The 15,934-nt window shown below is 47.7% G+C and carries 16 protein-coding genes; all 16 read left to right on the forward strand.

Translation table 11 applies throughout. The features are described 5' to 3' along the window. The 16 genes from ACIFO6_RS08115 to ACIFO6_RS08190 all read left to right on the forward strand — a co-directional run bounded on the left by ACIFO6_RS08115 (nucleotide 1) and on the right by ACIFO6_RS08190 (nucleotide 15,855). Nucleotides 1-897: an aminotransferase class IV gene (locus tag ACIFO6_RS08115; protein WP_430039835.1), complete on the forward strand. Its 897-nt coding sequence runs from the start codon at nucleotides 1-3 to the stop codon at nucleotides 895-897. After that, nucleotides 894-1,739, forward strand: coding sequence for a dihydropteroate synthase (folP, locus tag ACIFO6_RS08120; protein WP_430039837.1), 846 nt, complete (start codon nucleotides 894-896; stop codon nucleotides 1,737-1,739). Before ACIFO6_RS08115 ends, folP begins: the two co-directional genes overlap by 4 nt. Nucleotides 1,740-1,760: 21 nt before the next feature. Beyond that, nucleotides 1,761-2,123, forward strand: coding sequence for a dihydroneopterin aldolase (folB, locus tag ACIFO6_RS08125; RefSeq protein ID WP_430039838.1), 363 nt, complete (start codon nucleotides 1,761-1,763; stop codon nucleotides 2,121-2,123). A 9-nt stretch (nucleotides 2,124-2,132) separates the two neighbouring features. Next, nucleotides 2,133-2,681 carry a 2-amino-4-hydroxy-6-hydroxymethyldihydropteridine diphosphokinase gene (gene folK, locus ACIFO6_RS08130; protein ID WP_430039839.1) on the forward strand — a complete coding sequence of 183 codons (549 nt, stop codon included), beginning with the start codon at nucleotides 2,133-2,135 and terminating at the stop codon, nucleotides 2,679-2,681. After that, nucleotides 2,633-2,833, forward strand: coding sequence for a helix-turn-helix domain-containing protein (locus tag ACIFO6_RS08135; RefSeq protein ID WP_430039841.1), 201 nt, complete (start codon nucleotides 2,633-2,635; stop codon nucleotides 2,831-2,833). The genes folK and ACIFO6_RS08135 overlap by 49 nt, the downstream gene beginning before the upstream one ends. Nucleotides 2,834-2,878: 45 nt before the next feature. After that, nucleotides 2,879-3,907: a tRNA dihydrouridine synthase DusB gene (gene dusB, locus ACIFO6_RS08140; protein WP_430039843.1), complete on the forward strand. Its 1,029-nt coding sequence runs from the start codon at nucleotides 2,879-2,881 to the stop codon at nucleotides 3,905-3,907. 214 nt (nucleotides 3,908-4,121) lie between these two features. After that, nucleotides 4,122-4,598 (forward strand): transcription elongation factor GreA, encoded by a 477-nt coding sequence (gene greA / locus ACIFO6_RS08145; protein ID WP_283654076.1) that lies wholly within the window; start codon nucleotides 4,122-4,124, stop codon nucleotides 4,596-4,598. A gap of 110 nt (nucleotides 4,599-4,708) precedes the next feature. Continuing rightward, entirely contained in the window at nucleotides 4,709-6,235 is a 1,527-nt protein-coding gene (gene lysS, locus ACIFO6_RS08150; protein ID WP_430039845.1) for a lysine--tRNA ligase, read from the forward strand. Between the two features lie 86 nt (nucleotides 6,236-6,321). After that, entirely contained in the window at nucleotides 6,322-7,662 is a 1,341-nt protein-coding gene (locus ACIFO6_RS08155; protein ID WP_430039847.1) for a TrkH family potassium uptake protein, read from the forward strand. Between the two features lie 292 nt (nucleotides 7,663-7,954). Continuing rightward, complete coding sequence (locus tag ACIFO6_RS08160) at nucleotides 7,955-8,482, forward strand: hypothetical protein (protein ID WP_430039849.1); 528 nt, start codon at nucleotides 7,955-7,957, stop codon at nucleotides 8,480-8,482. Nucleotides 8,483-8,956: 474 nt separating this feature from the next. Beyond that, nucleotides 8,957-9,727 (forward strand): enoyl-ACP reductase FabI, encoded by a 771-nt coding sequence (gene fabI / locus ACIFO6_RS08165; RefSeq protein WP_430039851.1) that lies wholly within the window; start codon nucleotides 8,957-8,959, stop codon nucleotides 9,725-9,727. 12 nt (nucleotides 9,728-9,739) lie between these two features. After that, complete coding sequence (locus ACIFO6_RS08170; RefSeq protein ID WP_430039853.1) at nucleotides 9,740-11,200, forward strand: class I adenylate-forming enzyme family protein; 1,461 nt, start codon at nucleotides 9,740-9,742, stop codon at nucleotides 11,198-11,200. A gap of 57 nt (nucleotides 11,201-11,257) precedes the next feature. Then, the gene (locus tag ACIFO6_RS08175) at nucleotides 11,258-12,481 is read left to right on the forward strand and encodes an aldehyde dehydrogenase family protein (RefSeq protein ID WP_430039855.1); all 1,224 of its coding nucleotides are present in this window, start codon (nucleotides 11,258-11,260) and stop codon (nucleotides 12,479-12,481) included. Beyond that, nucleotides 12,478-14,178: a thiamine pyrophosphate-binding protein gene (locus ACIFO6_RS08180; protein ID WP_430039857.1), complete on the forward strand. Its 1,701-nt coding sequence runs from the start codon at nucleotides 12,478-12,480 to the stop codon at nucleotides 14,176-14,178. Before ACIFO6_RS08175 ends, ACIFO6_RS08180 begins: the two co-directional genes overlap by 4 nt. A 23-nt stretch (nucleotides 14,179-14,201) precedes the next feature. Further along, nucleotides 14,202-15,443: a beta-ketoacyl-ACP synthase II gene (gene fabF, locus ACIFO6_RS08185; RefSeq protein ID WP_430039859.1), complete on the forward strand. Its 1,242-nt coding sequence runs from the start codon at nucleotides 14,202-14,204 to the stop codon at nucleotides 15,441-15,443. A gap of 4 nt (nucleotides 15,444-15,447) precedes the next feature. Then, complete coding sequence (locus tag ACIFO6_RS08190) at nucleotides 15,448-15,855, forward strand: 3-hydroxyacyl-ACP dehydratase FabZ family protein (RefSeq protein ID WP_430039861.1); 408 nt, start codon at nucleotides 15,448-15,450, stop codon at nucleotides 15,853-15,855. The last annotated feature ends 79 nt before the right edge of the window (nucleotides 15,856-15,934 follow it).

Raw genomic sequence — 15,934 nt, forward strand, 5'->3', positions numbered from 1 at the left:
ATGAAATATATCGGAGTCAATGGCGCCCTCACGGAAGCCGCAGATGCCGTGATTCACGTAAGTGATCACGGCTTTTTGTACGGAATGGGCCTATTTGAGACCTTTCGTACCTACAAGGGAGTTCCGTTTCTGCTCGATCGTCATTTGCACAGACTGGCAGAGGGCTGCCAGATGCTGGGCATTCCTTTTCAACCGGACAAGAACCAACTTATCGCGCATATCCAAAGTCTGATGGCCGCGAATGGTCTGAACGAAGCATATATCCGCTACACCGTGTCAGCGGGCGAAGAGGTACTCGGCTTGCCATCTGGTGACTATACGCGCCCTAACCATATTTTGTTCGCCAAGCCGTTACCCGCTACGCATATAGAGGCCGTGGGAACAACTTCCATATCGGCGCTTCAGTTGTTGCGAACTCCGAGAAACACGCCCGAGGGCGAGGTTCGTTTAAAATCGCTCCATTATATGAATAACATTCTCGCCAAGCGGGAGCTTCAGCAGTACGCCACTGCCGTCCAGCATAAGGCTGAAGGGATGATGCTTACGGCAGACGGTTTCCTGGCAGAAGGAATGGTCAGCAACCTGTTTTTTGTCCGAAACGGTACGCTGTACACCCCAGATCTGTCCACAGGTATCCTGTCAGGGATTACACGCGGACTCCTTCTGGAGCTGGCGCAAGCGAGGGGCATCCGCTGTGAGCAGGGTCTATACCGTTGGGACGAGCTGCGGCTGGCTGATGAAATATTGATGACGAACTCCATACAGGAAATTCGGCCTGTGAACCTACTGCTGGAGCGGGATGGAACGATGCACCGGTTATCCGATGCCTGGAAACAGGCTGGTTCCATAACAGCTCTGCTGATACACGATTACAGAGAGAAAGCAGGGATGAATTGAACATACCGACCTTGTACCGACGAAGCTATCAGATGGGCGAGGCCAAGCTTACGCTCGGAGATTCCACATTGGTGATGGGTATACTGAACGTGACCCCGGATTCATTTTCCGATGGCGGATTGCACACTAGTCTGGAGATTGCCGTTTTACATGCCTTAAAGCTGGTGGAGGATGGAGCCGATATGATTGATATTGGCGGAGAGTCCACCCGGCCGGGGCATGATCCGGTAGGCGTGGAAGAAGAACTGGCACGTGTCATTCCGGTCGTACAGGCTATCCATCGTATTGCTCCGCACATTCCATTATCCGTGGATACTTACAAAGCTGAAGTAGCCCGGCAGGCGCTTGAAGCAGGTGCGCATATCATCAATGATGTGTGGGGGTTTAAGGCAGACCCTGACATGGCAAGTGTGGCTTCACAATTCGATTGTCCAGTCATTTTAATGCATAATCGTCATGACCGTAGCTATAGCGATTTTATACCTGATATGATAAATGATTTAAAAGAAAGTATCGGATTGGCGCTGGATGCAGGTGTACGTGCGGAACAGATTATTTTAGATCCGGGCATCGGATTTGCCAAAGATTATGACGAAAATATTCATGCTATGACTTCTCTCGATACACTAAGTCAGTTGGGCTACCCGCTGTTGTTGGCGACGTCACGCAAAAGATTTATTCGTACAGCGCTGGATTTGCCTGTGGATGATGTGGTTGAGGGCACTGCGGCTACTGTCGCCTTTGGCATTGCCCAAGGCTGTCAGATTGTGCGTGTACATGATGTTGCGCAAATCAAGCGCACAGTGCGTATGTGTGATGCGATGGTGTACGGGTCAAAATAAAAAAACAGGGGGACTACCACGATGGATAAAATAGTTTTGCATCGCATGGAGTATTATGGATATCACGGCGTTTTTCCTGAAGAACGCAAGCTGGGACAGCGTTTTTACATTGATTTGGAACTGGAGCTTGATCTGCGTGAGGCGGGCGAGCAAGACGCATTGGACAAAACGGTTAATTACGCTGAGGTGCATTACACCGTTAAAGATATTGTAGAAAAGGAATCTTACCAATTGATTGAAGCTTTGGGCGAACGTATTGCATCTTCCTTACTGGACACTTATACTAGTGTCAATGCACTGACTGTCAAAGTCACGAAGCCGCATCCGCCGTTCGATATTCATTTTGAGGGCGTGACGGTTGAGCTTTATCGCGCAAGAAAGTAGGAACGGTACATGAACGCACATTCGACCTCTGAGGCATCAGAGGCTTATATTGCTTTAGGGGCTAATTTGGGGGATCGTGAGCATACCCTGTATGAAGCCATCACGGCGCTGGACGAACATCCGGGTATACGGGTGCTGCGTTGCTCCAGCCTGTACGAAACAGAGCCTGTAGGTTATTTGGATCAGCCTTCTTTTTTGAATATGTCAGCAGCCATATCCACAACACTTGCTCCAGAGGAGCTTCTGGCCTTCATGCTGGAGGTAGAGAGTCATCTGGGTAGAGTAAGACATATTCCTAACGGTCCGCGCACTATTGATCTGGATTTGTTATGGATGGAAGCGGTGCAGCTCGCTACACCGGATTTGGAGCTTCCTCATCCCCGCATGCTGGAGCGTGCTTTTGTACTTGTGCCATTAGCTGATATCGTTCCGAACCAAGATCCATCCGGTCTGTACAGTATCGTGCATACTGCATTGAAATCATTGGATGGAAAGGACGGCATACAGTTTTGGAAAACAAGCAGCTGGCGCAACGGCTTCGCGCCTTTCGGAAGCTAAAAGGATTCACGCAGCAGGAGTTGGCTGAGCGAACCGGCATATCCTTGGCTGTGCTGGGTGCTGTGGAACGGGGCAACCGAACAGTAGAGCCTGACATGTTGGACATTATTGCCCGAACGCTAGAAATTGAAGTCCGGGAACTGACGGAATGACGATAAGTGTACGATATAAAAGAAGGAATAAAGGAGTGAACAGATATGTTGAAAATCGGCGGTATTGAAATGAAAAACCAAGTCGTCCTGGCTCCGATGGCGGGCGTGTGTAATCCTGCTTTTCGCCTGATTGCCAAAGAATTTGGCACAGGCTTGGTATGCGCAGAAATGGTTAGTGACAAGGCGATCATTCACGGTAACAAGCGCACGCGTGAGATGCTGTTCGTAGATGATCGCGAGAAACCGCTTAGTCTGCAAATTTTCGGGGGAGACCGTGAATCTTTGGTGGAAGCGGCTAAGGTCGTGGATCAGGAGACGAACGCAGATATTATTGACATCAATATGGGCTGTCCGGTTCCCAAGGTAACCAAATGTGATGCGGGTGCCCGTTGGCTGCTCGATCCCAATAAAATTTATGAAATGGTATCGGCTGTAGTGGAATCCGTGAGCAAGCCTGTTACCGTGAAAATGCGTATTGGTTGGGATAGCGAGCATATTTATGCCGTAGAGAACGCCCGTGCCGTAGAACGCGCCGGAGGTCAGGCTGTCAGCGTACATGGTCGTACACGGGAGCAATTGTATACGGGACATGCGAACTGGGATATTATAAAAGAAGTTAAAGAAGCAGTTTCCATTCCTGTAATTGGAAATGGAGACGTGGCATCACCGGAAGATGCCCGCCGGATGCTGGATTTGACCAACTGTGACGGTGTTATGATCGGACGCGGCGCTCTGGGTAACCCTTGGATGCTGTACCGTACGATTGAGTATTTGCAGACAGGTGAGCTTTTGCCTGATCCTTCACCGGAAGAAAAAATCCGCATTGCCATTCTGCATATGGACCGCCTGGTGGCATTGAAGGGTGAAGCTGTGGCTGTCCGCGAAATGCGTAAGCATCTGGCCTGGTACCTCAAAGGACTTAGAGGCTCTGCACGCATTAAGGACGTTGTTATGGAAGAAACGAAACGTGATGATATGGTACGTATTTTGGATGGCTTTGTATCCGGACTACACACGGTAGAAAATGATGAACATTCCACAGGGGCTGTTTCTCCTGCCGCCGTTGCGCAATAAGGAAGCTGTTTCTGCCTTTGTATGTGATTGACTTTTCCAATTACTTGCCCTATAATCGTTCAGTATAAAATCTTGATGTATGCTACAAATTGTATGCAGCTCTCAAGACAACAGCAGGAAATGTTCTCATTCCCTCAGAGTGGCATATTATGTTTTGAAAGCGTGCATTCCGATGCACTTTTAAACTTTTCCCATGACAGGAGAATCGGTTAAGATGAGCGATAAAGAAGTCATTCTGACACAGGAAGGTCTTAGAAAGCTCGAAGATGAGCTTGAGAACTTGAAGTCTGTCAAACGCCGTGAAGTGGCGGAACGGATTAAGGTAGCTATCGGATACGGGGATATCAGTGAAAACTCCGAGTATGAGGATGCGAAGAATGAGCAGGCTTTCATTGAAGGCCGTGTCATTACGCTGGAAAAAATGCTACGTAATGCCCGCATAATCAATAGTGATGAAATTGAAACCGATGTTGTGGGAGTAGGCGCAACCGTCACAGTTGAGGATATGGAAATCGGAGATGTTACAGAGTATGCGATCGTAGGTTCAGCTGAATCGGACCCGCTCCAGAATAAAATATCCAATGAAAGTCCGCTTGGCAAGGCAATGCTCGGTAAGAAAAAAGGAACTGTTGTGGATGTCACCGTTCCAGCAGGTGTTATACAATATAAAATCGTGGATATCAAAAAATAAGACACAAACTTTGGAATTGAATGTAAAAGCTTCCTTGGGGGAGCTTTTTTTCTCTACACCCGGACGGACCCCGGCCCGTCTATTCATATTGAAGGAGCTGATTTAGCACCATGTCGGATGAAACTACTAACCAGGAACCTCAAGAAAATCGTGAGGAACTAAGCGAACTGCTGCAAATTCGCCGCGCCAAATTGGACGAGCTTCGCTCGTTGGGCATTGATCCTTTTGGTCGTAAATACATACGCACAGCTGAGGCGGGTGTACTGCTAAGTAAGTATGACAGTCTGACCAAGGAAGAACTGGAAGAAAAGAATATTGAAATTAGCATTGCAGGCCGTATTATGGCCAAACGGGTAATGGGGAAAGCCAGCTTTGCCCATGTACAGGATCTCAGTGGACGTATTCAAATCTATGTTCGTCAAGATACCGTGCCGGAAACTAAGTACAAAGCCTTTGGTATTTTGGATTTGGGCGACATTGTGGGGATTAAAGGCGTGCTGTTCAAGACCAAAACTGGGGAAACCACCATTAAGGTACTGGATCTTGAGGTATTGTCCAAATCGTTGTACCCGTTACCGGAGAAATATCATGGTCTGAAGGATGTTGAGCTGCGTTACCGTCAGCGCTACGTCGATCTGGTTATGAACCCGGAAGTACAAAAAACGTTCATTACGCGTTCCCGTATTATTCAATCCATGCGCCGTTATCTGGACTCGCTCGGTTATTTGGAGGTTGAAACGCCAACACTGCATTCCATCGCAGGCGGGGCGGCGGCCAAGCCGTTTATTACACATCATAATGCATTGGACATGCAGCTATATATGCGTATTGCCATTGAACTTCATCTGAAACGACTGATTGTCGGCGGATTGGAGAAAGTATATGAGATCGGTCGCGTTTACCGTAATGAAGGTATTTCCACTCGCCATAACCCTGAGTTCACGATGATTGAGCTGTATGAGGCGTATGCTGACTACCAGGATATCATGCAATTGACGGAAAACATGGTGGCTCACATTGCGCAAGAAGTGCTGGGTACACAGCGCATTCATTATCAGGGCCAGGAAGTGGATCTGACGCCGCAATGGCGCAGAGTATCTATGGTCGATGCTGTTAAAGAAGTAACAGGTGTGGATTTTGGAGCGCAATTGAGCAATGAAGAAGCTCATCGCCTTGCGAAAGAGCATAAAGTGCCGGTAGAGCCGCATATGACCTTTGGACATATCCTGAATGCCTTCTTCGAACAATTCGTAGAGGAAACACTCATTCAACCAACCTTTATTATGGGGCATCCGGTTGAAATCTCGCCACTGGCGAAGAGAAACGAGCAAGATCCACGCTTTACGGATCGCTTCGAGTTGTTTGTTGTAGCTCGTGAGCATGCCAACGCATTCACCGAGCTGAATGATCCGATTGACCAACGCCAGCGTTTTGAAGCACAATTGCTGGAACGTGAGCATGGCAATGACGAGGCTCATGAAATGGATGATGATTTTATCCGTGCCTTGGAATACGGTATGCCGCCAACAGGCGGACTGGGCATCGGCATCGACCGCTTGGTCATGTTGCTGACGGATGCTCCTTCCATTCGCGATGTGCTGCTTTTCCCGCATATGCGTAACCGTACGGTAGAATAACATAACATTATGAATATAGAGGATCAGCCGGGCTTCCCGTGTCTTGTTCCTCTTTTTCATAAGAACGGATGGAGAGAAGACTTCTAATGAAACGCAGCGTCAAGCTTGCCCGGTTTGCGTCGTCGCCTCCTTTTATATTGGTCATCGGATACTTACTGATTATTGCATTGGGCACTTTGCTGCTGATGCTTCCTATATCCAATCATAGTGGACATGCTCCGCATTGGATTGATTCGTTATTTACGTCCGTTTCCGCTGCTTGTGTCACCGGATTAGTCGTAGTAGACGTTAATTCAACTTATACGATGTTTGGAGAAACGGTCATCATGGTACTGATGCAGCTGGGCGGTCTGGGTTTTATGACCCTGGCGACCTTGTTTGCATTGCTGCTGGGGCGACGGCTATCGTTGAAGGATCGGTTGCTGCTAAAGGAAGCGATTAATGCCGACAGCATGGAAGGAATTGTGCGTATTATTCGCAAGGTGCTGATTTTTTCTTTTACCATTGAGGCGATAGCTGCTGTAGTCATGGCTTTGCGGTGGATGAGGGAGATGCCCGTCGGACAAGCGATATACTACGGAATATTCCATGCGGTATCTCTTTTTAATAACGGGGGATTTGACCTGTTCGGAAGCAGCTTCCAACGGTATGCCGGAGATTTTGTGTTCAATATAATTGCATCTGTGCTTGTCATTTCAGGAGGATTGGGCTTTCTTGTACTCAGTGATCTGTTCGATTTTCGCCGCACCCGCAGACTGAGTCTACACTCCAAAATGGTGTTAAGTGTGTCGGGTGGGCTTATTGTGATTGGGGCGCTGGTCATATTTATTTTTGAGTTTACCAATACACGAACCCTAGGCTCGCTGAACTGGGAAGGCAAAGTGTATGCATCGGTCTTTCAATCCGTATCTACGCGATCATCGGGTACCAGCACAGTAGATATCAGCGGGTTGAGGCAGGCTAGCCAATTCTTTATCATGCTGTTGATGATTATCGGTGCTTCTCCGGGCTCTACCGGGGGAGGAATCAAAACGACCACGTTCCTGCTGATGGTTGGTGCTCTAATTGCCGTCATGCGGGGACAGAAGGAAATAGTGTTCTTTCGCCACCGGGTGCCCAAAGATATTATGATGCGTGCGCTGACCATTATTGTATTGGCTCTATTCATCTTCTCCATTGTGGTCATGCTGCTCTTAATGACAGAGGATGCACCTTTTCTCTCACTTGCGTTTGAGGCTGCTTCCGCGATTGGAACGGTTGGTCTATCCGTAGGCGTGACCCCGGGACTGTCTGACGCGGGTAAGCTGATCATGTGTGTAACCATGTTCATTGGCAGAATTGGGCCGCTTACGATCGCTTATGCCATTCGTCCACGCTCCACCAAGACGCTATATCGTCGTCCCGAAGGACATATCGTAATTGGATAGCTCAATAGTATAAAAAGATGCACCCGTGCTGATGGACGCGGGTGCATCTTTTTTCATTTTACATCATCATCGTCTAATGTGCAGCATATCATGAAAAGTATCCAATTTGAGAAAATGAGGCGAAATGGGCGTGACAGAGACTATTTTTTTGTAGAAAAAAGGCTATTTGTTTCCTTTTATGTAATTATAGACAACATACTAGGAATATTATGTATAATATTGTATGATAGTGGGCATGAAAGGGGGATAGCTGAGGGGAATACCAATCTCAATTGGAAAGGAATTATCTATTATGTATTTATTTATTATTAGTGCTGAAGTTTTATTCTGGGTTTTTGTTGTTGCAGGGTTGATCGCAAGATATATGTTTGGCTTAAAGAAATTAGGCGGTCTTTTTCTACTGTGTACTCCTATTATTGATGTCCTGTTACTGATTGCGGTGTTTATCACGGTGAGCAGCGGCATGGAGATTACGACCGCTACTGGCCTGGCGGCTTGCTATCTTGGCATTACGGTGGCATTTGGTCATAGGTTAATTAAATGGGCAGATGTACGGTTCTCTCATTGGTTTGGCAAGGGGCCGAAGCCCGAACGCAAATATGGCGCTGCCCATGCAAAAGAGGAACGGACGGGGTGGTTGCTTCACCTGTTGGGCTGGGCTATCGGCAACGCTCTGTTGCTCGCCATCATTGTGTATGTAGATGATCCACAGCGTACGGTTTCCTTGGATGGCATTATGAGTACATGGGCAATTGTTCTGTTAATCGACTTTATTGTTTCCTTTAGCTATACTTTGGCTCCTAAGAAAAATAAGGCGTAGCCCTCAGCACACTCGGATGAAATAAGACCGATCAATCAGGATGTTCAAATCGGAAGGGGCATTGATGGTAAAAAATGAAGTTGTCACTTCCGGTGGTTTGCTGAGCTTTTACACTACTTTCGCTTTGACAGTCACCTCATTTTTGCCTCTCTACCTTTTCACTCGTATGGATTCCTTCCGATTTGAACACAGACCAACAGAAGCAGTTCAGATTATTTTTTCTTGAGCTGACAGACAGCTTGCATCATGTGTTCTCCTGACCTTTTTAAGAAGGAGAGTAATAAGACGATTTTATGTCTTGTAAATATATATGAATTTTATATGAATTCTTGAATCTGCTTAAAACGTCGATTGTTTAACTTTGGCAACTAACATGATAATATTCCAGAAAAGATTACATATGTCTATATATGTAGACATACGAAATTAAGTTGTTTTTTTTGTCGAAAAATGTAAATGAGAAAGGTGGTTTCTGTGGCAGCACTGCTGAGTGGTAAGAACATTTTGATTATGGGCGTGGCTAATAACAGGAGTATTGCCTGGGGGACAGCCCAATCTTTAGCTGCTGAAGGAGCAAGGCTCATTTTTACTTACGAAAATGAGAGGGTCGCAGATCGGGTGTTAAAGCTCGTTGAAACGATTCCGGGATCCATTGTCTGTCCCTGTAATGTACAAAGCAGCGAAGAATTGGATGCACTGGCGGATTTTATAAAGGAGAAAGTAGGCGTCCTGCATGGCTATTTTCACAGTGTTGCCTATGCTAAGGCTGAGGATTTGGACGGCCTGTTCGTCGACACTTCTCGCGAGGGATTCGCCATTGCTCAAGAAATTAGTGCCTATTCTTTGGCTGCTGTTTCCCGACGAATTTACCCGCTGATGACGGAGGGTGGAAGTATCGTCACCATGACGTATATTGGCGCAGAACGAGCGATCAAGAATTACAACGTTATGGGTGTGGCGAAGGCTTCACTGGAAGCAAGCATGCGCTATCTGTCGAACGATCTGGGTACTTATGGTATTCGTGTCAATGCGATTTCGGCTGGTCCCATACGGACGTTGGCCGCATATGGGATTAAGGATTTTAGCACGATGCTAAAGCATATTGAAGAGACGACGCCCCTACGCAAGACGGTCGACACGTCCGAAGTTGGAGATACCGCGTTATTCCTATTTTCCCATTTATCGAGAGGCATTACGGGAGAAGTTATCCATGTTGATGCAGGATACCATATTACGGGGATGTAAGGAGGGAACGCTGTGCTTGTTACGCATACGGATTGCCGTATTATCTCACCTGAAGGGATTATGACAAGGGAGCGTCTGGAGCGGGATGTTACGATCTTCTCCCGTATGTTGGCTCTCCGAGGAATTCCTGAAGAAGGCAGAGTAATTCTGAAAGCGGCCAATTCTTATTATTTTGTTGTGTCTCTGTTCTCCCTGTGCAGCATTGCTGTTTCGGTGACTGTAGTGGACGAGCAGACTGTGCTTGATGAAATAGCTCAAATTTACGACGAAGCGGGTGCCTGCTGTATCCTGACCGATTGCGATCCAGGACTTTCTCATGCTTCTGTTATTCTGATTCAAGATCTAATCCAAGAAGAAGCAGTACACCCACATTGGGTTGGAGAGCCTGAGATTCATGGCATTGACTTTAACAAGTGGTGCGAGAGATCAGATGCTCTCATTCTGTATTCTTCAGGTACGACGGGAAAACCCAAGGGAATCGTGAAAGCTGGATCAGCCTTCATGGACAATATCAGGCATTCTATCCACGCCATGAACTACCTGCCGTCTGACCATATGCTCCCTGTTGTACCGTTTTCTCACTTCTATGGTGTTTCACTCATCTTCTCCTGGTGGTTAACCTCATGTTCTCTCATCATTTGCAATCCTAAAAACCTCTGGAGCGTCATTGCAAGTATTACGAAGGACCGGGCGACGGTCGTAGACGCTAACCCCTCAGCTTTTTACACCTTGTTGCGTATGCTAAACCGAAAACCCGAACAACTGGAAATGGTCAAGGAATCTCCGGTGCGCATGTGGTGCGTAGGCGGTTCCCCACTTACCCAAGACCTCGAAGAAAAATTTAACAACATATTTGGACAGCCCTTGCTGAATGGTTACGGTCTTTCTGAATTGGGCAACGTTACGCTGGGGACGCTGGAGTGTCCACAAGGTTGTGGCAAGCCGTTGCCGGGTGTGGATCTAAAAATACTAGATGCTGCTGGCGAGCAGCAGGCGGACGGCATCGTAGGCGAAGTGTGGATACGCAGTGCGGGATGCATGGAAGGCTACCTGAATCGTCCAGACCTGACGCAGTCGGTTCTACAGGACGGCTGGTTCAAGACGGGCGATCTGGGCTACCTGGATGACGAAATGCTGTATGTCATTGGCCGCAGCGGAAAGACGGTCAATCGGATGGGCTACATGGTATCTCCGGTCTATATCGAAGACCGGATTGGTTCGCTAGGTTACCGATCCTGCGTGATTACCTTGGAGGACGAGGCGAAAGGAACATTGCTTGTTGCATTCATCGAAAGCGAATCCTCGCAGGCCTTGTCTGTACTCCGCAAAGAGATGAATCGGGTACTTCCTTCATACATGTTTCCCGATCTTTTGCTTCCGCTCGCCCATTTTCCTTTAAATCGCAATGGAAAAGTAGATCGGCTGGAGATGGAGCATATTGCCATGGAGAAAGCTGCTTCTCGCAAAGTGTAAGTGTTGAAGAAACAAAATATTTACCAAAAACTGCATATAGGAAAGGGAGATTGCACCATGAGTATGAATCCGGAACTGGCAAAAAACACGCTTTTTTTGGAAAGGCATGAAGCAATTCTGAAGTGCCTTAATTATTTGATTGAGCATCGGCAGGAAGTGATGGATATTCTCACCCAATTTTCATCTTATCGGGCCGCCAATGCAGAAATTGATTCCACGATCCTCACACTACAAGGTGCTTTACAAGAAGTACAGACCTATCAGCCCTGCCTGCAACGATCTATGGCTGTATTTATGCCTTCTAACGTCGTTTTGTATTCCTATGCATTATACCTCTTGATTCCGTCCCTTTATGTTGAGAGTATAGACTTTCGTCCTTCTTCTCACGTAAATGAGTACGTCAACATGCTGCATGAAAAGCTCCAGGCTGTACATGGATTACCCATCTATATTCGTAAGGTTAGTCAGAGAGTTTTCATGGAAAATTCCGTTTTGCCAGCTGATATTGTGGTGTTCACGGGTAGCTATACCAATGCGGAGAAAATCAAAAAACAGATTCGAAAAGAACAGCTCTACATCTTTTACGGACAAGGGATAAATCCTTTCATCATTGGACCTGATGCCGATCTGGAGCTGGCGGTTGCCGATGTGATTCGAATGAGATTGTTCAATTCTGGACAGGACTGCCTGGGACCCGACATCATTCTGGTGCATCAAGATGTGACGGAGAATTTTAAAAACTTGCTAATTGAGCGGCTTGACCAACTGGTGTTTGGAGCCAACAATGATCCGAACGCGAGCTATTCCCCTATTTTCTATAAAGACACGCTGTATTCGGTTTCGGAATATTTTAATACGAACGATACGTTTATTATTTACGGCGGTGGCATTGATTTCCGTACGAAAAAGATGGAGCCGACGATTGTATATAGCGAGCTAGATCAGGATTTGGAGATTATTGAGTATTTTTCACCGGTCTTCAACGTGGTTAGCTACCGAGACGACGAGCAGCTAATCAAGCGTATTTCCTCCAGTTATTTCAGTGAACGTGCGATGGGCTGCAGCTTATACGGGTCTGAACACCTGACGGATGTCCTGCGAAAGAAGCACACCCTGACCATTAATGAGACGCTTGAGGATGTGGATCAGGGCAATAAGCCCTTTGGTGGCTATGGCACGATGTCAAACTATATTTTTTACGATTTCAAGCTCGTTTCGAAGCCCATTTTGATTTCAGAAATTGTCGCAGAATATTTGTCGGAAAAGAGGAGTTTGGTATGACTGTGAGCTTATCTCCCTGGGATGCCATCATTGGCTACTTAACATCGGCTGGAGTTCGGCATCTCTTTGGATTACCAAGTGATGATCTCAAAATCGTATCGTCACTCCCTTCGTCGGGTATGGATTTTATTCTGTGCAAAGATCAGCGCAATGCTGTGTTCATGGCAGCAGGCTATGCACTCACAACCAAACAGATGTCCGTATGTGTTGTAGGTAAAGGCCCTGCGCTCAGTAATACACTTACGGGGCTGCTGGAAGCGAAGAACCTTGGTGCTCCGCTTTTACTTTTGGCGCTTGGCACTGGAGGAGACAAGCTGGGTACCCGATCCTTTCAGGAGGCAGATCAAATCTCACTCGTGAAGCCGCTCGTCAAATGGGCTTACCGTGTCGAGCATGTGGATCGACTTGTATGGGCGCTGGAGCGAGCGGCTTTTTTGGCGATCAATGGGGCTCCAGGTCCGGTCTATATTGAACTGCCCGAAAACCTGATGGACCAGCCTGTGCCGACAGGGCTTCCGTTTATTCCACCAGAAAAGCTTTCGTGCTCTCCGTCTCTTCGGGAGCTGGATGCGGCATGGGAGATTATCAAGACTGCTCGCAGGCCTGTCATTTTGGTCGGAGGCGGGATGAAGTCCGTTACCAATGATGTAATCGGGATATTCGCTGATCTGTGCGGAGCAGCCTTGTTCGCAACCGCCTCGGGACGGAGCGCAGTTGATGAAGAGGACGAGCTTTTCTGTGGGGTGGCCGGGCTCTATACGGATCTCAGTCTGAGGCAAATCTGGAAGGAATCTGATGTAGTGATTGCGCTGGGCAGCCGATTGGAAGAAACGGCTACGTTTGAGTGGGATATTTTCCTAGAGGATACACCTTTAATTCAGGTCAATGTCGAGCTGGAGGATTTTGCACACGAATACCGGGGCATCAAAGTGCTTGGAGATGGATATGCAGCATTAGAGCAGTGGGTTCAACAGTACAGACATAAACATGATGGAGTGTGGCTTGAAACGATTAGAAGTTGTAAGCAGAAGGCATTTTCTAATAGAGCCATTTATCTGGAGAAGCTAAAAAAGGCCCCTGGAATTCACGTTCCAGAGCTGCTGGAGATTATTCAGACAGATTTTCCAGAAAAAATGGTGCTTGTTCAGGAAAATGGATTGCAGGATATGTGGTCTTACTTTTATCCATATTTTTTCTTCACGCAAGGTTCTCTTTCAATTGTTCCCAGTGACCAAACGAGCCTTGGATTCGGTGCGGCTGCTGCTTTGGGAGCAAGCCTAGCAACAGAACGTCCAGTAGTGGCACTGGTAGGGGACGGTGCGTTCAATCTCTTCTGTTCGGATTTTATGACGGCTGTGCAGTATCAAATACCGCTAATCTATCTCGTACTCAATAATGGCGGGTATGGTTGGTTGCAAAATCAGATGAATTATAAGCCCCTTTCAGGGCAGTCCCTCCCATTTGTTTCCGAGGCGGCCAAGACAGGAATCCAAATTCCACAGTATGAGTTTGTGGAAAGTCTTGCGATCCGGAGTAAGGGGGAGGCCCGGGAACAGCTTCAGCTTGCCTGGCAAAAGTATCAGGAGAAGAAGCTTGTGGTCGTCGAGGTATATGCTGATCTTGCGGATGTGCATGAGAAAATCAGTCATGTGTATGGCGACTTTCCTCTCTACGAGCAACAAGCTTCCAAGAATTAATTTCAGCGAAGGACGTGGATACAGTGAGAAGACGTGTTGTGGTGACAGGACAGGGAGTCGTAACGCCGGTTGGGCTTAATCTTACAGATTTCTGGAATTCACTGTTGGAAGGAAAGAGCGGAATCGGACCTGTCACTTCTTTTGATACAGCGGACATTCCGACGAAGATTGGCGCACAGGTTACGGGCTTTGATCCGTTGCAATATATGAGCAAGAAGGAAGCTAATAAAGTAGCACAGTTCACCCAATTTGCCTTGGCGGCTGCCCGTCAGGCAGTCGAGCAATCGAAATTAGTGATTGACGAGCGGAATGCAGGCCGCGTAGGGGTTATTGTCGGCTCTGGAGCAGGAGGGCTCGACGTCATAGAGGAGAACTACAGGAAATTAACAGAGCTTGGCCCCAAAAGGGTTTCTCCTTATTTTGTTTCCTCGATGATGATTAATTCTGCGCCTGGTGAAATCTCCATTGCTATCGGAGCCAAGGGACCTTCGTTTGCCGTCGTTACAGCTTGTGCTACTGGAAGTAATGCCATTGGTGAAGCATTACGGACGATTCAGTACGGCACGGCTGATGTCGTGGTGGCTGGAGGAGCAGAAGCCAATTTTAGTCAGCTTGATTTGGCATCTTTTGCGAATATTCATGCTCTTTCCAGACGCAATGAAGAGCCGCAGAAGGCCAGTCGCCCGTTTGATGTGGACCGCGATGGATTTGTCATCGGTGGAGGAGCCGGGGTCTTGGTACTGGAGGAGCTGGAGCATGCCATGAACCGGGGGGCCACCATTTTGGCCGAGGTTGCGGGTTACGGATGCACAACCGATGCGTATCATATCACGGCTCCAGATCCCTCGGGCTCCGGTCCGGCAGAAGCGATCAGCATCGCACTGCAGGATGGTGGCTTGACACCGCAGGAAATCGGCTATGTCAATGCCCATGGTACAAGTACGCCGTTTAACGACCGTATGGAGATCAATGCCATTCAGAAGGTATTCGGGGAGCATGCCCCCCATTTGGCGATATCGTCTATTAAATCCATGACAGGCCATTTAATGGGCGGTGCAGGGGCAGTCGAATTAATTGCAACTGTACAGAGCATGATCCACAGCAAAGTACCACCGACACTCAATTGCGACAACCCTGAAGCCCCTGAACTAAATTTTGTCCCGCATGTATACCAGGAACGCGAGGTCCGTGCGGCGATTAGCAATTCCTTTGGTTTCGGGGGGCATAACGTCTGTCTTGCTGTTCGCAAGTGGGAAGGGGTATAAGCCTGTGAGCGAAGAGCCAATCCATATCCCGGATGTGCTTCCGCACAGGTACCCGTTTCTTCTGCTGGATGGCGTGACTGGGTACGAAACATCGCAATGGGCGAAGGGGTACAAGCTTGTCACCTGGAGTGAGTGGTTTATTACAGAGGCTAATCCATACATGCCTTCTATGTTGATCGTGGAATCGCTCGCACAATTGGCGGCATTCGCTGCGATTGACAAAAAAGGCATTTCATATCTGACCAACCTTAATGGAGTTCGATTCCATAGCTTGGCGAAGCCAGGGGACCGAATTGATCTCCATTTTCAAGTCAACAAGCGTCGGCGGGGCTATATACTCGGAAGCGGTCGGGCTTCTGTAGGTGAGCGTTTGGTGGCTGAGGCGGAAGAAATTGTTTCACTTGATCAATGAGCGGAGGAAGCGCACGTTAAACGGTCCATTTGTCCTCCTGACTGCCAGTAGCAGCGGGAGGATACTCACATCACGGAAT

This window comes from Paenibacillus sp. NRS-1781, from assembly GCF_050467745.1.
Taxonomy (GTDB): domain Bacteria; phylum Bacillota; class Bacilli; order Paenibacillales; family Paenibacillaceae; genus Paenibacillus; species Paenibacillus terrae_A.